25 protein-coding genes are annotated in these 12125 nt (G+C 62.4%); 3 read left to right on the top strand and 22 right to left on the bottom strand.

Going from position 1 to position 12125, the window contains the following annotated elements; genetic code table 11:
- Positions 1–2: 2 nt before the first annotated feature.
- The 22 genes from CCZ28_RS24155 to CCZ28_RS24050 form a co-directional block, all read right to left on the bottom strand.
- On the bottom strand, positions 3–1688 hold the full coding sequence (locus CCZ28_RS24155) for a terminase large subunit (RefSeq protein WP_140221238.1): 1686 nt from the start codon (positions 1686–1688) through the stop codon (positions 3–5).
- Positions 1685–2254 (bottom strand): terminase small subunit, encoded by a 570-nt coding sequence (locus CCZ28_RS24150; protein WP_140221237.1) that lies wholly within the window; start codon positions 2252–2254, stop codon positions 1685–1687. Before CCZ28_RS24150 ends, CCZ28_RS24155 begins: the two co-directional genes overlap by 4 nt.
- A gap of 115 nt (positions 2255–2369) precedes the next feature.
- Entirely contained in the window at positions 2370–2702 is a 333-nt protein-coding gene (locus tag CCZ28_RS24145) for an HNH endonuclease (protein WP_140221236.1), read from the bottom strand.
- The gene (locus CCZ28_RS24140; RefSeq protein WP_140221235.1) at positions 2702–2887 is read right to left on the bottom strand and encodes a hypothetical protein; all 186 of its coding nucleotides are present in this window, start codon (positions 2885–2887) and stop codon (positions 2702–2704) included. Before CCZ28_RS24140 ends, CCZ28_RS24145 begins: the two co-directional genes overlap by 1 nt.
- Positions 2888–2924: 37 nt before the next feature.
- Positions 2925–3185, bottom strand: a complete 261-nt coding sequence (locus tag CCZ28_RS24135) for a hypothetical protein (RefSeq protein ID WP_140221234.1) — start codon at positions 3183–3185, stop codon at positions 2925–2927.
- Entirely contained in the window at positions 3182–3430 is a 249-nt protein-coding gene (locus tag CCZ28_RS24130) for a hypothetical protein (protein WP_140221233.1), read from the bottom strand. The genes CCZ28_RS24135 and CCZ28_RS24130 overlap by 4 nt, the downstream gene beginning before the upstream one ends.
- Positions 3427–3621 carry a hypothetical protein gene (locus CCZ28_RS24125; protein ID WP_140221232.1) on the bottom strand — a complete coding sequence of 65 codons (195 nt, stop codon included), beginning with the start codon at positions 3619–3621 and terminating at the stop codon, positions 3427–3429. Before CCZ28_RS24125 ends, CCZ28_RS24130 begins: the two co-directional genes overlap by 4 nt.
- Before the next feature lie 17 nt (positions 3622–3638).
- Positions 3639–3869, bottom strand: a complete 231-nt coding sequence (locus CCZ28_RS24120; protein ID WP_140221231.1) for a hypothetical protein — start codon at positions 3867–3869, stop codon at positions 3639–3641.
- Complete coding sequence (locus tag CCZ28_RS24115; RefSeq protein WP_140221230.1) at positions 3866–4228, bottom strand: hypothetical protein; 363 nt, start codon at positions 4226–4228, stop codon at positions 3866–3868. The genes CCZ28_RS24120 and CCZ28_RS24115 overlap by 4 nt, the downstream gene beginning before the upstream one ends.
- Positions 4225–4524 (bottom strand): hypothetical protein, encoded by a 300-nt coding sequence (locus tag CCZ28_RS24110; RefSeq protein WP_140221229.1) that lies wholly within the window; start codon positions 4522–4524, stop codon positions 4225–4227. Before CCZ28_RS24110 ends, CCZ28_RS24115 begins: the two co-directional genes overlap by 4 nt.
- 499 nt (positions 4525–5023) lie before the next feature.
- Positions 5024–5377 carry a hypothetical protein gene (locus CCZ28_RS24105; protein ID WP_140221228.1) on the bottom strand — a complete coding sequence of 118 codons (354 nt, stop codon included), beginning with the start codon at positions 5375–5377 and terminating at the stop codon, positions 5024–5026.
- Positions 5378–5498: 121 nt separating this feature from the next.
- The gene (locus CCZ28_RS24100) at positions 5499–5885 is read right to left on the bottom strand and encodes an antiterminator Q family protein (RefSeq protein WP_205894620.1); all 387 of its coding nucleotides are present in this window, start codon (positions 5883–5885) and stop codon (positions 5499–5501) included.
- Positions 5882–6172: a hypothetical protein gene (locus CCZ28_RS24095; RefSeq protein WP_140221227.1), complete on the bottom strand. Its 291-nt coding sequence runs from the start codon at positions 6170–6172 to the stop codon at positions 5882–5884. Before CCZ28_RS24095 ends, CCZ28_RS24100 begins: the two co-directional genes overlap by 4 nt.
- 4 nt (positions 6173–6176) lie before the next feature.
- Positions 6177–6398 (bottom strand): hypothetical protein, encoded by a 222-nt coding sequence (locus CCZ28_RS24090; protein ID WP_140221226.1) that lies wholly within the window; start codon positions 6396–6398, stop codon positions 6177–6179.
- 55 nt (positions 6399–6453) lie between these two features.
- Positions 6454–6885, bottom strand: coding sequence for a hypothetical protein (locus CCZ28_RS24085; RefSeq protein WP_140221225.1), 432 nt, complete (start codon positions 6883–6885; stop codon positions 6454–6456).
- On the bottom strand, positions 6882–7232 hold the full coding sequence (locus CCZ28_RS24080) for a RusA family crossover junction endodeoxyribonuclease (protein WP_140221224.1): 351 nt from the start codon (positions 7230–7232) through the stop codon (positions 6882–6884). Before CCZ28_RS24080 ends, CCZ28_RS24085 begins: the two co-directional genes overlap by 4 nt.
- Complete coding sequence (locus CCZ28_RS24075; RefSeq protein WP_140221223.1) at positions 7229–7540, bottom strand: Ref family recombination enhancement nuclease; 312 nt, start codon at positions 7538–7540, stop codon at positions 7229–7231. Before CCZ28_RS24075 ends, CCZ28_RS24080 begins: the two co-directional genes overlap by 4 nt.
- On the bottom strand, positions 7537–7758 hold the full coding sequence (locus tag CCZ28_RS24070; RefSeq protein WP_140221222.1) for a hypothetical protein: 222 nt from the start codon (positions 7756–7758) through the stop codon (positions 7537–7539). The genes CCZ28_RS24075 and CCZ28_RS24070 overlap by 4 nt, the downstream gene beginning before the upstream one ends.
- Positions 7755–8093 (bottom strand): hypothetical protein, encoded by a 339-nt coding sequence (locus tag CCZ28_RS24065; RefSeq protein ID WP_140221221.1) that lies wholly within the window; start codon positions 8091–8093, stop codon positions 7755–7757. Before CCZ28_RS24065 ends, CCZ28_RS24070 begins: the two co-directional genes overlap by 4 nt.
- Before the next feature lie 118 nt (positions 8094–8211).
- Complete coding sequence (locus CCZ28_RS24060) at positions 8212–9015, bottom strand: ATP-binding protein (protein WP_140221220.1); 804 nt, start codon at positions 9013–9015, stop codon at positions 8212–8214.
- Positions 8996–9796: a hypothetical protein gene (locus CCZ28_RS24800; RefSeq protein ID WP_240795199.1), complete on the bottom strand. Its 801-nt coding sequence runs from the start codon at positions 9794–9796 to the stop codon at positions 8996–8998. The genes CCZ28_RS24060 and CCZ28_RS24800 overlap by 20 nt, the downstream gene beginning before the upstream one ends.
- 182 nt (positions 9797–9978) lie before the next feature.
- Positions 9979–10194, bottom strand: coding sequence for a transcriptional regulator (locus tag CCZ28_RS24050; RefSeq protein ID WP_140221219.1), 216 nt, complete (start codon positions 10192–10194; stop codon positions 9979–9981).
- A gap of 87 nt (positions 10195–10281) precedes the next feature.
- Between CCZ28_RS24050 and CCZ28_RS24045 the strand changes: the two genes are divergently transcribed.
- From CCZ28_RS24045 to CCZ28_RS24035, 3 genes are all read left to right on the top strand, one after another.
- On the top strand, positions 10282–11109 hold the full coding sequence (locus CCZ28_RS24045; RefSeq protein WP_140221218.1) for an XRE family transcriptional regulator: 828 nt from the start codon (positions 10282–10284) through the stop codon (positions 11107–11109).
- 157 nt (positions 11110–11266) lie between these two features.
- The gene (locus CCZ28_RS24040; RefSeq protein WP_140221217.1) at positions 11267–11533 is read left to right on the top strand and encodes a hypothetical protein; all 267 of its coding nucleotides are present in this window, start codon (positions 11267–11269) and stop codon (positions 11531–11533) included.
- Positions 11530–11910 carry a hypothetical protein gene (locus CCZ28_RS24035; RefSeq protein WP_205894619.1) on the top strand — a complete coding sequence of 127 codons (381 nt, stop codon included), beginning with the start codon at positions 11530–11532 and terminating at the stop codon, positions 11908–11910. The genes CCZ28_RS24040 and CCZ28_RS24035 overlap by 4 nt, the downstream gene beginning before the upstream one ends.
- Positions 11911–12125: the final 215 nt, after the last annotated feature.

The following is a 12125-nucleotide window of genomic DNA, read 5'->3' as shown; positions in this document are numbered from 1 at the left end:
AGTCAGCCTACGAGTCCGAAGAAGCCGTTGTTCAGGTAGTCATCCATCCCGCCCTTGGCCTCGGGGTTGAGCGACATCAGCGATACAGCGTTGAAGACCGCCATGAGCGGGTCGATCTTGGCCGAGCCGCTGGCCTGTTTCGTGATCAGGATCGAGTTGCCCCGGGGCTCGACCCGGGCGTTACCGCAGCACCAGGCCATCATCGGCTGGCCGCCATGCACCATCGTCCCCTCGGCCAGGCGGCGCTCGGTGGACTTGATGGCTCCGCCCAGGCGCCAGCCCTGCGAGATGCCGATGATCTTGTCCGCCGGCACGCCCGCGGCGGCCAGGGCGTCGAGAATCGCGTCGATACCCGCTGGGTCGACGCCGGCCTTGTCCAGCAGCCCGGCGCGCTCGACTTGGGCGACCATGTCCGCCAGCTCCTCGACGTCATCCCCGATGGTCTCCACCAGGGTGAGGTGGCCGTCGTTGGCGAAGTCGCGGAAGCGCGGCGCCTCGGATTTTCGCCGCTCCAGTACGGAGGGATGGGCCCAGGCATGGGTCCAGGTGAGCCAGAGGCGCGTGCCGCGCTCGCGGCCGATGAAGGCGGCGCCCAGTAGGTCGTCGAGGCCGCCGCCGTCGATGCCGGCGCAGATGACCTCAGAACGCTCGATCACGTCGTCCAGAGACTGGCAGTGCACAACCGCCTGCTGCTCCCAGAACTCAGCGCCAGCCCAGCGATCCGAGCGCAGCGCCAGGCCGATCTCGACGTTCAGGTGCTTGGCCAGGAAGCCGCGGAACGACTCTTCGCCGTCCACTTGTGCCTGGGCATAGCCGCGCTCGATGAAGGCCTCATCGACCGACAGCCCCAGGTTGGGATTGGTCACGTAGGCGTTCGCAGCGTCCCGATGGGCGCCGGCATCGAGCATGGCCTTGGGAAATTCGTAGAGCACTGGCAGGAACGACGGGTCGTCGATCAAGCCGTCCCGCACCTGGCGGGCATACAGCAGCTTCTGCCGGAAGACGCCGGCCGGCGGGTCGTCCGATTGGGTGGTAGCCCAGATGATGAAGCCCTCGGGACGCGACGCCAGGCCGCCGGTGGCCTCCCGCAGCATCGCCTCGGCGTTGTTGCGCTTACCGAACACCCAGAGCTCGTCGATGAAGACGCCGATAGCTTTCTTGCCAGACACCGTCTCGCTGTCGGCCGCCACCACCTTGAGCGTGGCGCCAGTAACGCGGTGAGTCACGGTCCGGATGTGGTTCTGCACCTGCAGGAGCTCTTTCAGCTCGTCGTCGGCGTTGACCATGTCCCGGATCGGGATGTAGCTGTTGTCGGCGATCTCCTTCGTCGGCGCGATGATCACGAACTCGCCGGAGGGCCGCCAGTTGAGGATCAGTGCCGTCAGCATGATCCCCGCGGCGATGGTCGACTTGCCGTTCTTCTTGCTGATCAGCAGGAGAAACTCGGTGATCATCCGGCGCCCGGTCTCGGCATCGTAGGCACCAAAGATCGCGGCAACGAACTCGTTCACCCAGGGGCGGACGGTCTCGCACATCAGCGGGCTGCCGGTGGCATCCACCATGCGCAGCTGGCCGAACACCTCCAGCGCCTCGGCGGCCTGGTCAGGGAAGAGAGGACCCTGCGGGATGAGCGACTCGCGAGCGACGATCCGGCGCTCCCAGTCTGGGCACGAGGTCGACCACTTCACGGCCTACCGCCTGGCACCGCCTTTAGATGCGGCGGCTGGCGCGGGCCGAACTTGCCACCCGCGACCTGGCCGGCCTTCTCCTTCGCCTGCTCCTTTTTGCCGCCCTCGCCGCGACGTTGGTGGATGAAGGGCATGAGCGCCTTCGCCGCGTCGACCCTAAGCTTCGGCTCAGTTCCGACGTCGTTCATTACCGCCAGCAGGAAGTCCTTGGGGTCGGAATGGGTCAGCGCCTTGGCCAGGTCGAAGCCGGCCGGCTCATCCTCATCGCCCTGCTCGTCTTCGGCGTTGTCTTCAGGCTGCTGGGCGGGCTCGGCCGCCGCCTTTGGTGCGCGCTTGGGGCGCTCGGCTTTAACACCGGCTTTAACATCCGTTTTAACACCGCCGCCATTTGGGAACAGGGCGTTGAGCTTGTGCAGCTCCAGCTTCACGTCGTCATCAGCAGCCAGGCGCGAACCCGCTGCCGACGCGGTTTTCGCGGAGTACCCAGCGGCGATTGCCGCATCCTTATTGGACGCACCTCCCCTGACCGCGTCGATGAAGGCGCGCTTCTTGGGGGTGAGGGCCATTTAACAGAAACCTGTGGGAGGAAAAAAATCTGTGCGTGCGAGGGGCGCGGTCTAGAGCCGCGGCCTTCCCAATATTTTGACCGCCCCCTGGGCAAGGAATGGCGGCAGTGACGTGCTACATGCTGGCCTGCTCTTCGGCCTGCTTGACCGAGCTGTGGCAGCTGGCGCACAGGCTCTGCCAATTCGAGCTATCCCAGAACAGGGCCATGTCGCCTCGGTGCGGGACGACGTGGTCGACGACGGTCGCTGCCGTAACCAGCCCCTGGCGCTGGCAGTACACGCACAGCGGATGGCCAGCCAGGTGTCGCTCCCGAGCCTTCTGCCACTTGTAGCCGTAGCCGCGCTGAGCAGACGTCTGCTTGTCGGTACGCCACGATCCAGGCTGCATGACTGCCACCCTGGCGCTCTGGGTGCCGAGCCTTGGCTTGAGCGTAGTCAGCTTGCCCATCAGAGCGGCCTGCCTGCCAGGTCACGGCGCGGCACCTCGTCACCAGCTTCCTCGCCATGCTGGTCGGCCAGGTAGTCCACCATCTCGCGATTGCTCTCGGCCAACAGCCTGTTGCTCTCGGCCAGCTCCAGCATCGCCTGGGTCTGGCGTGCCAGCGCTGCCATCAGCTCCTGGTGCTCAGTCATGGCATCCACTCGAATAGGGTTCGTGACATGTCACGCTTCAGCAGGTGACCACAGGGGCGATACCACCAGGCCATGCCATATCGCCAAGGCGAGGCATCTGCGGGAGCGGCGGATAGGTTGGCAAGGCAGGCGAGGCGACATTCGGGCAGCGCGGCGCTTGCACTGGTGGCGTCACCTTCTTGAACACCGTCTGCAGGTGCTCACCGATGGCCTTCCACTGCTCGGGCGATGGCTGAGCCATCGAAGGGTTCAGCTCCACGAAGCCCTGGAGCCAGTAAGCGAATTGCTCGGCAGTCATGGCGTGATCTTCCCTTTCACCTTGAACAAGAAGCCAGGCGGCACGTCCGGGCCATGTACCAGAGGCCACACAAGGCACTCGATGTAGGTGAACCCCATCATCAGCCAATCCAGCGGCGCCCACTTGGCGAACACCAGTGGGCAGTCGCTATCGACGTCACCCATCCATAGGGGGATGCCGTAGTAGCTGCCGTAATGGGTACAGCCAGCGGCGATGGCCTGGGCCTTGGTCGTGTAGCCGATCATGCGTCACCCCAAGGATCTTCTCCTGCCAGATCCGCATATACCTTTCGGAGGTCAGCGGTGATTTCTGGTAGCGATTTCCTAAGCTGATCGACATGAAGATGATCAGGTAGTGGCATTTCAAGGGCCGCAGCTAGGTTAAGCAGGCGTTCGATCTGGTCACCCAGCTGCTCGATAGTCTGTTCGTTGCTCACGGATAACCCTTCAGCGGTCATTTGCCATCCCATCCCAGTTGCTTGAGGTCGCCCTCGATGCGACGAAGCCGGTCACCGATCAGCTTGAGAACAGGGGCGCGAGCGGCCTCCTCCACCTCTTCGTCCTGGTAGGTCCCGAGGACCGCGACCTTGAGCCCGCCCTTGCTCTCTGCATCGTCGCGCAGCTTCTGCAAACGGTCGCGCTCGTAGAACAGCACCTGGGCCTGCTTGATCTGCTGCTGATTCATGGCTTCACCTGGTCCTGCGCCTGGCCCGCCATCTCGGCCGCCTTGGCGGCGGTATCGCTGGCCTTGATGGCTATCTTACTGGTGTCACTACGGGCGGCGGCCAACTGGTCCGACTGCCTGGCGATGATCTGCTTCGACTCGTCGAGCAGCCCGCGCATGTAGCTGATGTCCGCTCGGCAAGCCTGGTCGTCAACGTCGCTTTCGACACGGTGTGCAGCGACCAACTGAAGGATGTCGCTCTTCGCCGACCACATGCCGCCCGAGAACCCACAGGCGCCGGCCAGCAGCACGGCCAGGGTCGCATAAACCGCCACGCCAGAACGGTCCCATGCGGTCCGCACTCGCTCACGAGTCGTCATCTGAGTCTCCCGGCCATCTCTTCAAGCTTGGCGCTAAGGCTGTGGTTCTCTTCGCGCAGGTGGCGCACTTCTTCGGCGAGGGCCGCCGACTGGGCCATAAGAGTGGCGTTCTGGATCTTCACTGCGATCAGCTCATCCCGCATCTGAGTGACCACCTTCCAGGCTTCTTCAGCCTTTGCCTCAGCCTTCTCAGCGCGCTCCTGCTGGAACTTGCGGTCGGTCTCGAGGATGCCAACCTGGGTTTGGTCGGCCCTGCGCATCTCCAGCCATTTGTTGAAGCACAGCAGGATGGACATGAACGCACCAGCGGCAAGCCCGACCACGCCAAGCCCGCTCGTCGCTAGTGCCGCTGGCTCCATTTCGATACTCCAGAAATGCGAAAGGCCCGCCGAAGCGAGCCTTGAGAATTTATCCGGTTCATCAAGACGCCCGACCGGCCGGGGAACTGTTTCAGCACTCGACATTGCCTAGATGCTGCCAATACAGGGCTCACGCATCTCGCTAGGCTTTCTTGCTTCGCGGCCTGGCGGACCAGGACTTACCCTTGCGGGATTGGATCAGGGGGCCGGCGGTGGATTATCCGGCTTAGTGGCGATAGGCGTGTACCGACGCCTCGTTTTAATTACTCGCTTTCGCGCTACCCACTAGACCAGCTAGCCGAAATTCTCGGCTACCTAACCGCAGCAGAAGTGACCGGCACGGTGTGCCACTTCACGGACCGGCGTGGCTCTCGCTCACCTGATTAGCGCATCACCACTGCGCATTCCCCTGAAACGAAAAAGCCTAGCGCAATAGCTAAGCTCCTAGGTTTGCTTGATGCAATCTTCGGATCAGACCAAGGACATCATGCGGCTCCCAGACGGCGAACAGTTGGTCTTGCTCATATAGCCCATCGCGAGACTGGCAATCAAAGTCCATAGCCACGCTCTGGCCGGCTTCTGCAGCCTCAATTGCTTCGAAGTAATCTCCAGAGTTTTCGGCCTTGAGTGCACCAGCAAGATCCTGCGACCAGTAGTCGATGTGCTCGCCCTGAGCATTCACAGTGCTTTCGCCCTTGATCTCCAGGTTGCCGAAGACACAAGGCTCGTACTTGCAGAACACCGTACCAGCCGGCATAGCCAGGAAGGCTTCACGATTGACGATGCGCATGATTGACCTCGGTCAGAACGAAAAGCCCCGGCACAAGGCCAGGGCTTCGGGATGCTTCGTGCTCACTGTTAACTGGAACACGCTGCCATAAAAACACACTCTTTCCGCGTGGAAAAGTGTTTTATGCAGCCTGCACCAGATTCTCCAACTTGGCGTCGATCCAGCCTACGCCGGTCTTAATCAGCTCCCTGGCCTTGGCCTCGCCAATGTTGTTCCGGCGCCCGATCTTGAGCGCCGGCCACTTCTCGCCGTAGTACAGCCAGATGAGGTCGCCCATAAGCTGGTTGCGGGCCGTCAGCCTGGCCACAGCATGATCCACCAGCACCGCGACGTCGTCCGTGATGCGATAGGTCACCGTCTTCGGCACCCCTACGTTGTCACGGATCATCGCGTATGCCGGCGATATGCAGGTTGGCACGCCCTTGCCGTCCATTCTCCACCAGCCCCACTGCTCAAGCAGGTACTCGGTATCACCCAGCGGTCTGCCCAGGGGCTTACGGGTCATCATGCGCGCTTCCTCGGTTCCGGTTCGTTGTCGTCCAGGCCGAATAGCTCCCTGAGCATGGTTTCGGCGATCTTGTTCTTGGCGCCCCCCTGCTTGATCCAGGCTTCGGCATAGGCCTGGAATCGCATGTCGGCCTTGGAGCCCAGCCAGTCGGCCACCAGGTCCATGAACGACGCGGCGCCGATACGCCCGTCCTTCTGGTCCAGTAGGTGGCGGTTCGCTTTCTTCAGGAACTCCCGCTCTGCGGGTGTCATGGCCTTGCGCGGGCCGATGGTGGTTACGTTGCTCATCGGTTCAATCTCCAGTTCGGTGCGAGGCGCCAGGCCCGCGGCGGTTGTTCTCTTGGGTCGGCTGCGTCCGCTGCAGGGTTGCCAGCTGCTGTTCCAGATGCAGCAGGCGGTGGTTCAGGGTGAAGACGATCTCTTCCAGAGGCAGCGCCTGGCCGGTGGTGTGATCGACCCAGCCGGTGGCGTTGCAGCTGGCGCACGGCAGCTCATGGAACAGCCCTGCGGTCACGCACCGGCCTCGGCAGTCAAGGCACCGGGTGATTGGCACCTGGCGCCGCTTGAGCTCAGGCCCGTGCTGCTTGCGCATTGGCCCTCCGGTCGATCTCCTTCTGGATGTCTTCCATCTCGCCCAAGGCGCGTGACATGTCACGTTGGGCCTTTTGCTCGCCTGCTTTGTTGACGCTGGAGCGGTCCTTCCAGATGCGGCCACCGAGACGAGAACCAGGGCGCCGGGCCGACTGGTAGCCACGGCAGGCGTGTGCGGTGCCGGCGGCGTTCGTATAGAGCGACTGGAGCACCATCCGCCGGCGGCGTAGGTCTTCGTCACTGGCGGCGGCCAGGCGCTGGGCAGCAAGGGCATTGATCTCGGCGATCAGCTCGCGGGCATTCTCCGGTGCCGCCTGATGGGCCTCGTCGTGGCGGCTAAGGAAGACAACCAGTGAGTGACCGAGGATCTGCCGAGCCAGGCCGGCCAGGTCTTGTGCTGGGTGGTTCATACCGGGATCTCCTCAATCTCGATGGATACCGTCCCGCCGGCAGTCACCGGGCCGCGGACAATGCGCAGGTCATCGATCTGGCTGTCGTCGATCCAGGCGCCGCCATGAGTGAGCGCGTCGAGCAGGCCCTTGAGCATGTTGTCCAGGTCGCGCTGGCGGCGATCCGGCGGGCAGGCTGTGATGACCACCTGAAGGCGCCCTTCCCTACGGGCCAACCTGGCCACAGCGCAGAGCTGCGTGACAGCGCGGGTGTACTGGCGGCCCTTCTCGCTGATCAGGGTCTTGGCGCCGACCCTCCGGTAGTAGGTGTTGTTGCTCGGCGGCCACGGCAGGACTATTCCGGTCATGCGGCACCAGCCTGAGCCAGTAGCTCGTGGCAACGCTCCAGTAGCTCGTCCTGACTGCCATAGCGATCCTCGAAACGGCGCTTCCAGGGATGGACGGCGATCAGGCCTGGCATGCCGGTTCCATCCTGGTGGTGCCCAGCGCACAGCGGCAGCACGCGCATGTGGGCGCCAGGCCGTGTGCGTCCGTCGATGTGGTGGATGCTGACGATGGGGTTGTGGCGCCCATCCATCCGGCAGGCTATGCAGCCTAGGCCGGCCAGAGCGGTGTGGAAGCGCTTCTCTGCCGCGCTCGGGTTTCGGCCCTTCATAGTCCGCGGCCCTCGCCATCGCCCAGGAAGTCACCCATCGGCCGGCGCGGTGCCGGGGCCTTGCGCTCGCGCTTCACCGGCCGGGCCAGCTCCTGCTCGCGGAAGTGGATGTAGGCCTCGGTGTGCTGGACAGCGGGGTCCATGCCAGAGCCACGGTTGAAACCCTGGTCGTATGCCAGGCGGCGCGCGGCGTCGTATTCCTCTTGGGTGAACATCATACGGGGATGCCTCGCATCTCGAAGTCGGCCTCAAGATCGTCGAGCAGCTCGTATTTGCTTTGCGGCTGCTGCTGCTCCTGCCGGCGATCGCCGCGCAACGGCATCAGTTTGGACTCTGGAGCCATAGCACCCTCACCCTGAGGAATGTCTTGGTGGTCCAGCCTCCACATGGGCCGATCAAGAACCGCCTCGCCTTTGCTTACGTTGCTGATCAATGCTTCGAACCGGTAGCCAGCGGGCACCAGGCACACCAGAGTCACTACCGCCCCTGAAACCAAAGGGCCAACATCTGTCAGGAGGATTGCCAGATCACCCGGCTTGAAGTTGTGATTCATGCTACGTCGGCCTCCGGCCAAATGATGCGAGCGCATGTCAGCGCCTCGTCGCGGTTGATTTGGGCGCCGACCATTGCGAAAGGCGCGCGATTGGGGAGCAGGACCATCCAGCAGGCCTTCATGCAGCACCTCGCCGGGCGCTTTCCCACTCGAACAGCAGGACGAACCCGCCACCCTCGCGCAGGCGGTCAGCGGTGCGGTCGCCCACGCTCGCTTCGAACTTGGCGGCGGAGAGGTTCGAGACCAGCACGGTCGGCTTCATCTCCTCGTAGCGCTTGTTCACCACCTCGAAGATGCTCATGCGCTCGAAGTCGTTGTCGCGGCTGGCGCCCACCTCGTCGATCACCAGCAGGTCGGCTTGGGCGAACAGCTCGATGGCCTGGGCCTCGGTGTAGCTGGCGTCGCTGCCGAAGCTGCCCTTGATGTGCTGGCAGATACGGCTGACGGTGGTGTAGATCGCCGTGGCGCCGTGCTCGCGGATGACGTGCTGGGCGACGGCGGCGGCCAGGTGGGTCTTGCCGGTGCCGGTCTTGCCCAGCAGCAGCATGCAGCGCCCGCCCTGGGCGTTCTCGGTGAACTGCTCGGCATAGCGGCGGCAGGAGGCAAGGGCCTTCTTCTGCTCGGGGGTCTCGGCCCGGTAGGACTCGAAGGTCTTGCCGGTGAAGCGCGGCGGGATCATCGAGCTGCCCAGGCGTCGCTCCAGCTTGGCCACGGCACCCTGTCGGCGCTGAGCAGCCCACTCTTCCGCCTCGCGCTTCTCCCGGGCTTCCTCGGCACAGGCCGGGCAGCCGGAGCGGCGGTCATCGCGGAAGACCTGGGCCTCGTAGGCGCCATGGCGATCGCAGGTGGCTTGTTCCTGGCCGACGATGCCCGCCAGGCGCTGGGTGCGTTCGAGGATCGAGTTAAAACCGGTAGGTGCCATCGCCGTTGGCCTCCAGATCGCGGGAATAGTCTTGGTCGTTCAGGCCGACGTGGCGGCTGGGCAGCTGACGGACGTTGCCGGCTGGGGACTTCTGGTTGCGGATCCAGTTGCGCCAGGTGGCGAGCCAGTCGAGCTTGCAGGCGTCCTTGCCGGCCTTGGCGTGCCAGAAGTCGGCGAATGTGGCGCCGATGGCACGGACCTGCTGTTCGGTGAACTCAGGACGTTCGGTTAGAGCCCAGGCGGCCCAGTCGTCAGGGAGCGACCAGTCCTTCGGCAGGCGGCTTGCCCGGGTCTTGGCCCGATCGGCCTCGGGAGCGGTTTCGGCCTGGTGTTGCGGCGCTGCGGCGCCAGCTCTTGGCTCTTGCTCTTTCTCTCTCTTCTCTACATCTTCTCTAGGTAACGCATCGCTAACGCTGCGAGCGTTACCTTTACCGTTAGCGGCCTTGTGGTTGGCAACGCGTTTGGCCGTGAGAAGCCTGTTCTTGGCGGTTTTCCCGTTGTGGCGCTCGAAGTTGGGGATGCTGATGACGCCGTCGGCCTCAACCATCCAGCCGACCTTGCGCATCAAATCGCAGAAGCCAGTAACGCCTACTAGGCGATCGAGTAACCGCTTGCTAACGCTCGGAGCGTTACCTTCCGAGGTCTGCTGGTCGAACCAACCCCATACGCGGAGCAGCTTGCCCACCACCGCGTCTGGATCGATATTGGCGTCATCAGCGATCTGGCACACCTCGGGCTTGTCCAGGGTGGTCAGCTCGAACTTGATCCAGTCACCGGCCATGTCGCCCAGCCTTGCCGCTTGCATCTGCAGCGAAACGATTCATAATGTTCACCTGTTGCGTTACTTCGAAGCCCGGTTGCAGCCGGGCTTTTTTGTGCCTGCGATTCGCGTACTGGACGGAATTACAGCTATTCCGCATGACTGATGGCGCAACGCCATGACGCGGATAATGGGTTCCATGGTCAGGCGGCAAACGCCGACCAAGGGAACGAGGGGCACAGCTGCTCCTTGCTGAAGGAACCGCCGGTGAGCTTCTCAGCGCGCTTGGCGACCACTGGAGACATGCCGTGCTTGCCGCGAACCCATCCAGAAACAGTGCTTTGGTCGACTCCGAGGGCCTCGGCGGTCAGCTCCTGGGTGCCAAAGTGCTTCACCAGGCGCAGGAAGATGTTGTCCATGCTGTCCCTCCTTACGGGAATTCCCATATCCTAGATTATGGGAATGCCGATTTGCAAGGATATGGGCGTGCCCGTAATACTCGGCGGATGGAATTCAAGGACCGCCTGAAGGCAGCCAGAAAGCACGCTCAGCTCAATCAGGCAGAGCTCGCGAAAGCATCCGGCCTTACCCAGACCTCAATCTCAGACCTAGAGCGCGGAAAGTCCAAAGGGACCGCTTTCGTAGCTCAGCTCGCGCTCGCCTGTGGCGTGGACACGATGTGGCTTGCTGAGGGCAAGGGCGAGATGATTTCGGGCCTACTGGGAGAAGCCGCTGCCAGCATGGGGGCGAGCTCTTCAGACATCGTTCGGGAGATGCTGCGCAAGCATGGCAAGGGGCTATCCGAAGAGGCTCGCCAGCGCATCCAGGCCGCGGCCGAGGATCAGCCAGTGGTCACTGCCGAGCGCGGCAACGTGATTAGCGCAGACTTCTCCCGGCCTGGCGCCGTGGGCGATGAGATCCACATCCCCCACTACGACGTCCGGGCGGCAATGGGCGGCGGTCAGATCCCGGCTGACTACATCGAGCTGCTGCGCGACGTAACGGTCAGTCAGGAGCATCTGCGCCGCCTAGGCGTGGATTACGAGAGTCCGTTCCACCTGAAGATGATCACAGGGTGGGGCCAGTCGATGGAACCGACGATCCAGGATAAGGACCCTCTACTCATCGACGTCAGCATTGACGAGTTCATCGGCGACGGAATCTATCTGTTCACCCAGGGCGACATGCTTTTTATCAAGCGCCTGCAGCTTGAAGACGAGACCCAGCTCAAGGTCATCTCAGACAATCGGCATCACGATCCGCGCTACGTGACGCGGGATGACATCTACATCAAGGGGCGAATCCTGCTCGTCTGGAACGCCCACCGCGTCTGACTCTATAGGCACAGGAGGTGCCCATGAACGCGATTCGATTCTGGAGAGACGTCTGGCATGGCCGGCCTGGCGCCAGACCGATTGCCTGGTTTATCGCTGTGTTCGTGGCAGTGTCTGTTACTTGCCAGCTGGCGAATTGGCTGGATTAGGAGAAAACATGGCGGAAGAAGGTGGCAAGGACAAAAGCTTTCCAGAGCTAATCAGTGAAAACCTGGGAAGCCTATTCATAATGTCGACGATGCAGCTGAGAACCATCATGCTGCTATCAAAGGCTTTGAAGAACGAGCCGAACGTAAGCGAAGAAACCCATAAGCTTGCCGATGAGTCATTGGCGCGTGTAGACGAGATGATTGAATATCTCGACAAATCGATCAAGAACATCTCCGAAGCTGATATCAAGCAGTTCTTCAAGGACCGATCATGAGCAATATCAGCTTGGAACTGCTCCAGCGTCAGGTTGATCAGCTGCGCAAGGAGCGCAACTCCTCGGGTGGGAATGACAATGGGTCCGGAGGGGGCCATACTGGCGGTCAACCACCTGGAGGCGATGCCTTGGAATCTCGTGTAGCGGCGCTGGAAAAAGCGATCCCTGACATCAGGGAAAGGCTGGCTCGTGTCGAAACCAAACTTGATGGCATTGAGAAGCAGATGGTGACCAAGTCGGATCTGTCCGATCTGAAGGTGACCATATCTGATTCATTCCATGCTCAGACTAAGTGGTTCATTGGTACCGCTGTCGTTCTTGCCGGCCTAGCTTTTGCTGCGGCGCGCTTCATCCCGCACCTTCCGATTGCGAGTTGAAGATTCATAGCGCCGACAAAGCTCCGTAGCCCGGCCCCGCGCCGGGCTTTCTGTATCTGCACTACTCCCTCGGCTTCCCGCTCTGCAGACGGCTGATCTCCGACCGCACCATGTTCCTGAACTGGTCTGGCTGCAAGCTGGCTAACTCCTTCTCTACCCAAGCATTCCCCTTCTTCTCCTTCCCGGCAAAAATCCGCGCCGCCTCGGCGTAGCTG

The sequence above is a fragment of the Pseudomonas oryzihabitans genome, assembly GCF_006384975.1.
Lineage (GTDB): Bacteria > Pseudomonadota > Gammaproteobacteria > Pseudomonadales > Pseudomonadaceae > Chryseomonas > Chryseomonas psychrotolerans_B.
The sequence above is the reverse complement of the archived record's forward strand: the minus strand, read 5'-3'. Positions and strand labels throughout refer to the sequence as shown.

Excerpts from the sequence above, each read along its gene's own strand:
- CCZ28_RS24130 (WP_140221233.1), bottom strand. The coding sequence starts at position 3,430 with ATGATCGGCTACACGACCAAGGCCCAGGCCATCGCCGCTGGCTGTACC.
- CCZ28_RS24060 (WP_140221220.1), bottom strand. The coding sequence starts at position 9,015 with ATGGCACCTACCGGTTTTAACTCGATCCTCGAACGCACCCAGCGCCTG.
- CCZ28_RS24045 (WP_140221218.1), top strand. The coding sequence starts at position 10,282 with ATGGAATTCAAGGACCGCCTGAAGGCAGCCAGAAAGCACGCTCAGCTC.
- CCZ28_RS24110 (WP_140221229.1), bottom strand. The coding sequence starts at position 4,524 with ATGTCCATCCTGCTGTGCTTCAACAAATGGCTGGAGATGCGCAGGGCC.
- CCZ28_RS24085 (WP_140221225.1), bottom strand. The coding sequence starts at position 6,885 with ATGAACCACCCAGCACAAGACCTGGCCGGCCTGGCTCGGCAGATCCTC.
- CCZ28_RS24115 (WP_140221230.1), bottom strand. The coding sequence starts at position 4,228 with ATGACGACTCGTGAGCGAGTGCGGACCGCATGGGACCGTTCTGGCGTG.
- CCZ28_RS24120 (WP_140221231.1), bottom strand. The coding sequence starts at position 3,869 with ATGAATCAGCAGCAGATCAAGCAGGCCCAGGTGCTGTTCTACGAGCGC.
- CCZ28_RS24140 (WP_140221235.1), bottom strand. The coding sequence starts at position 2,887 with ATGACTGAGCACCAGGAGCTGATGGCAGCGCTGGCACGCCAGACCCAG.
- CCZ28_RS24080 (WP_140221224.1), bottom strand. The coding sequence starts at position 7,232 with ATGACCGGAATAGTCCTGCCGTGGCCGCCGAGCAACAACACCTACTAC.
- CCZ28_RS24040 (WP_140221217.1), top strand. The coding sequence starts at position 11,267 with ATGGCGGAAGAAGGTGGCAAGGACAAAAGCTTTCCAGAGCTAATCAGT.
- CCZ28_RS24135 (WP_140221234.1), bottom strand. The coding sequence starts at position 3,185 with ATGACTGCCGAGCAATTCGCTTACTGGCTCCAGGGCTTCGTGGAGCTG.
- CCZ28_RS24150 (WP_140221237.1), bottom strand. The coding sequence starts at position 2,254 with ATGGCCCTCACCCCCAAGAAGCGCGCCTTCATCGACGCGGTCAGGGGA.
- CCZ28_RS24035 (WP_205894619.1), top strand. The coding sequence starts at position 11,530 with ATGAGCAATATCAGCTTGGAACTGCTCCAGCGTCAGGTTGATCAGCTG.
- CCZ28_RS24095 (WP_140221227.1), bottom strand. The coding sequence starts at position 6,172 with ATGAGCAACGTAACCACCATCGGCCCGCGCAAGGCCATGACACCCGCA.
- CCZ28_RS24065 (WP_140221221.1), bottom strand. The coding sequence starts at position 8,093 with ATGAATCACAACTTCAAGCCGGGTGATCTGGCAATCCTCCTGACAGAT.
- CCZ28_RS24800 (WP_240795199.1), bottom strand. The coding sequence starts at position 9,796 with ATGGCCGGTGACTGGATCAAGTTCGAGCTGACCACCCTGGACAAGCCC.
- CCZ28_RS24145 (WP_140221236.1), bottom strand. The coding sequence starts at position 2,702 with ATGGGCAAGCTGACTACGCTCAAGCCAAGGCTCGGCACCCAGAGCGCC.
- CCZ28_RS24105 (WP_140221228.1), bottom strand. The coding sequence starts at position 5,377 with ATGCGCATCGTCAATCGTGAAGCCTTCCTGGCTATGCCGGCTGGTACG.
- CCZ28_RS24100 (WP_205894620.1), bottom strand. The coding sequence starts at position 5,885 with ATGATGACCCGTAAGCCCCTGGGCAGACCGCTGGGTGATACCGAGTAC.
- CCZ28_RS24075 (WP_140221223.1), bottom strand. The coding sequence starts at position 7,540 with ATGAAGGGCCGAAACCCGAGCGCGGCAGAGAAGCGCTTCCACACCGCT.
- CCZ28_RS24070 (WP_140221222.1), bottom strand. The coding sequence starts at position 7,758 with ATGATGTTCACCCAAGAGGAATACGACGCCGCGCGCCGCCTGGCATAC.
- CCZ28_RS24050 (WP_140221219.1), bottom strand. The coding sequence starts at position 10,194 with ATGGACAACATCTTCCTGCGCCTGGTGAAGCACTTTGGCACCCAGGAG.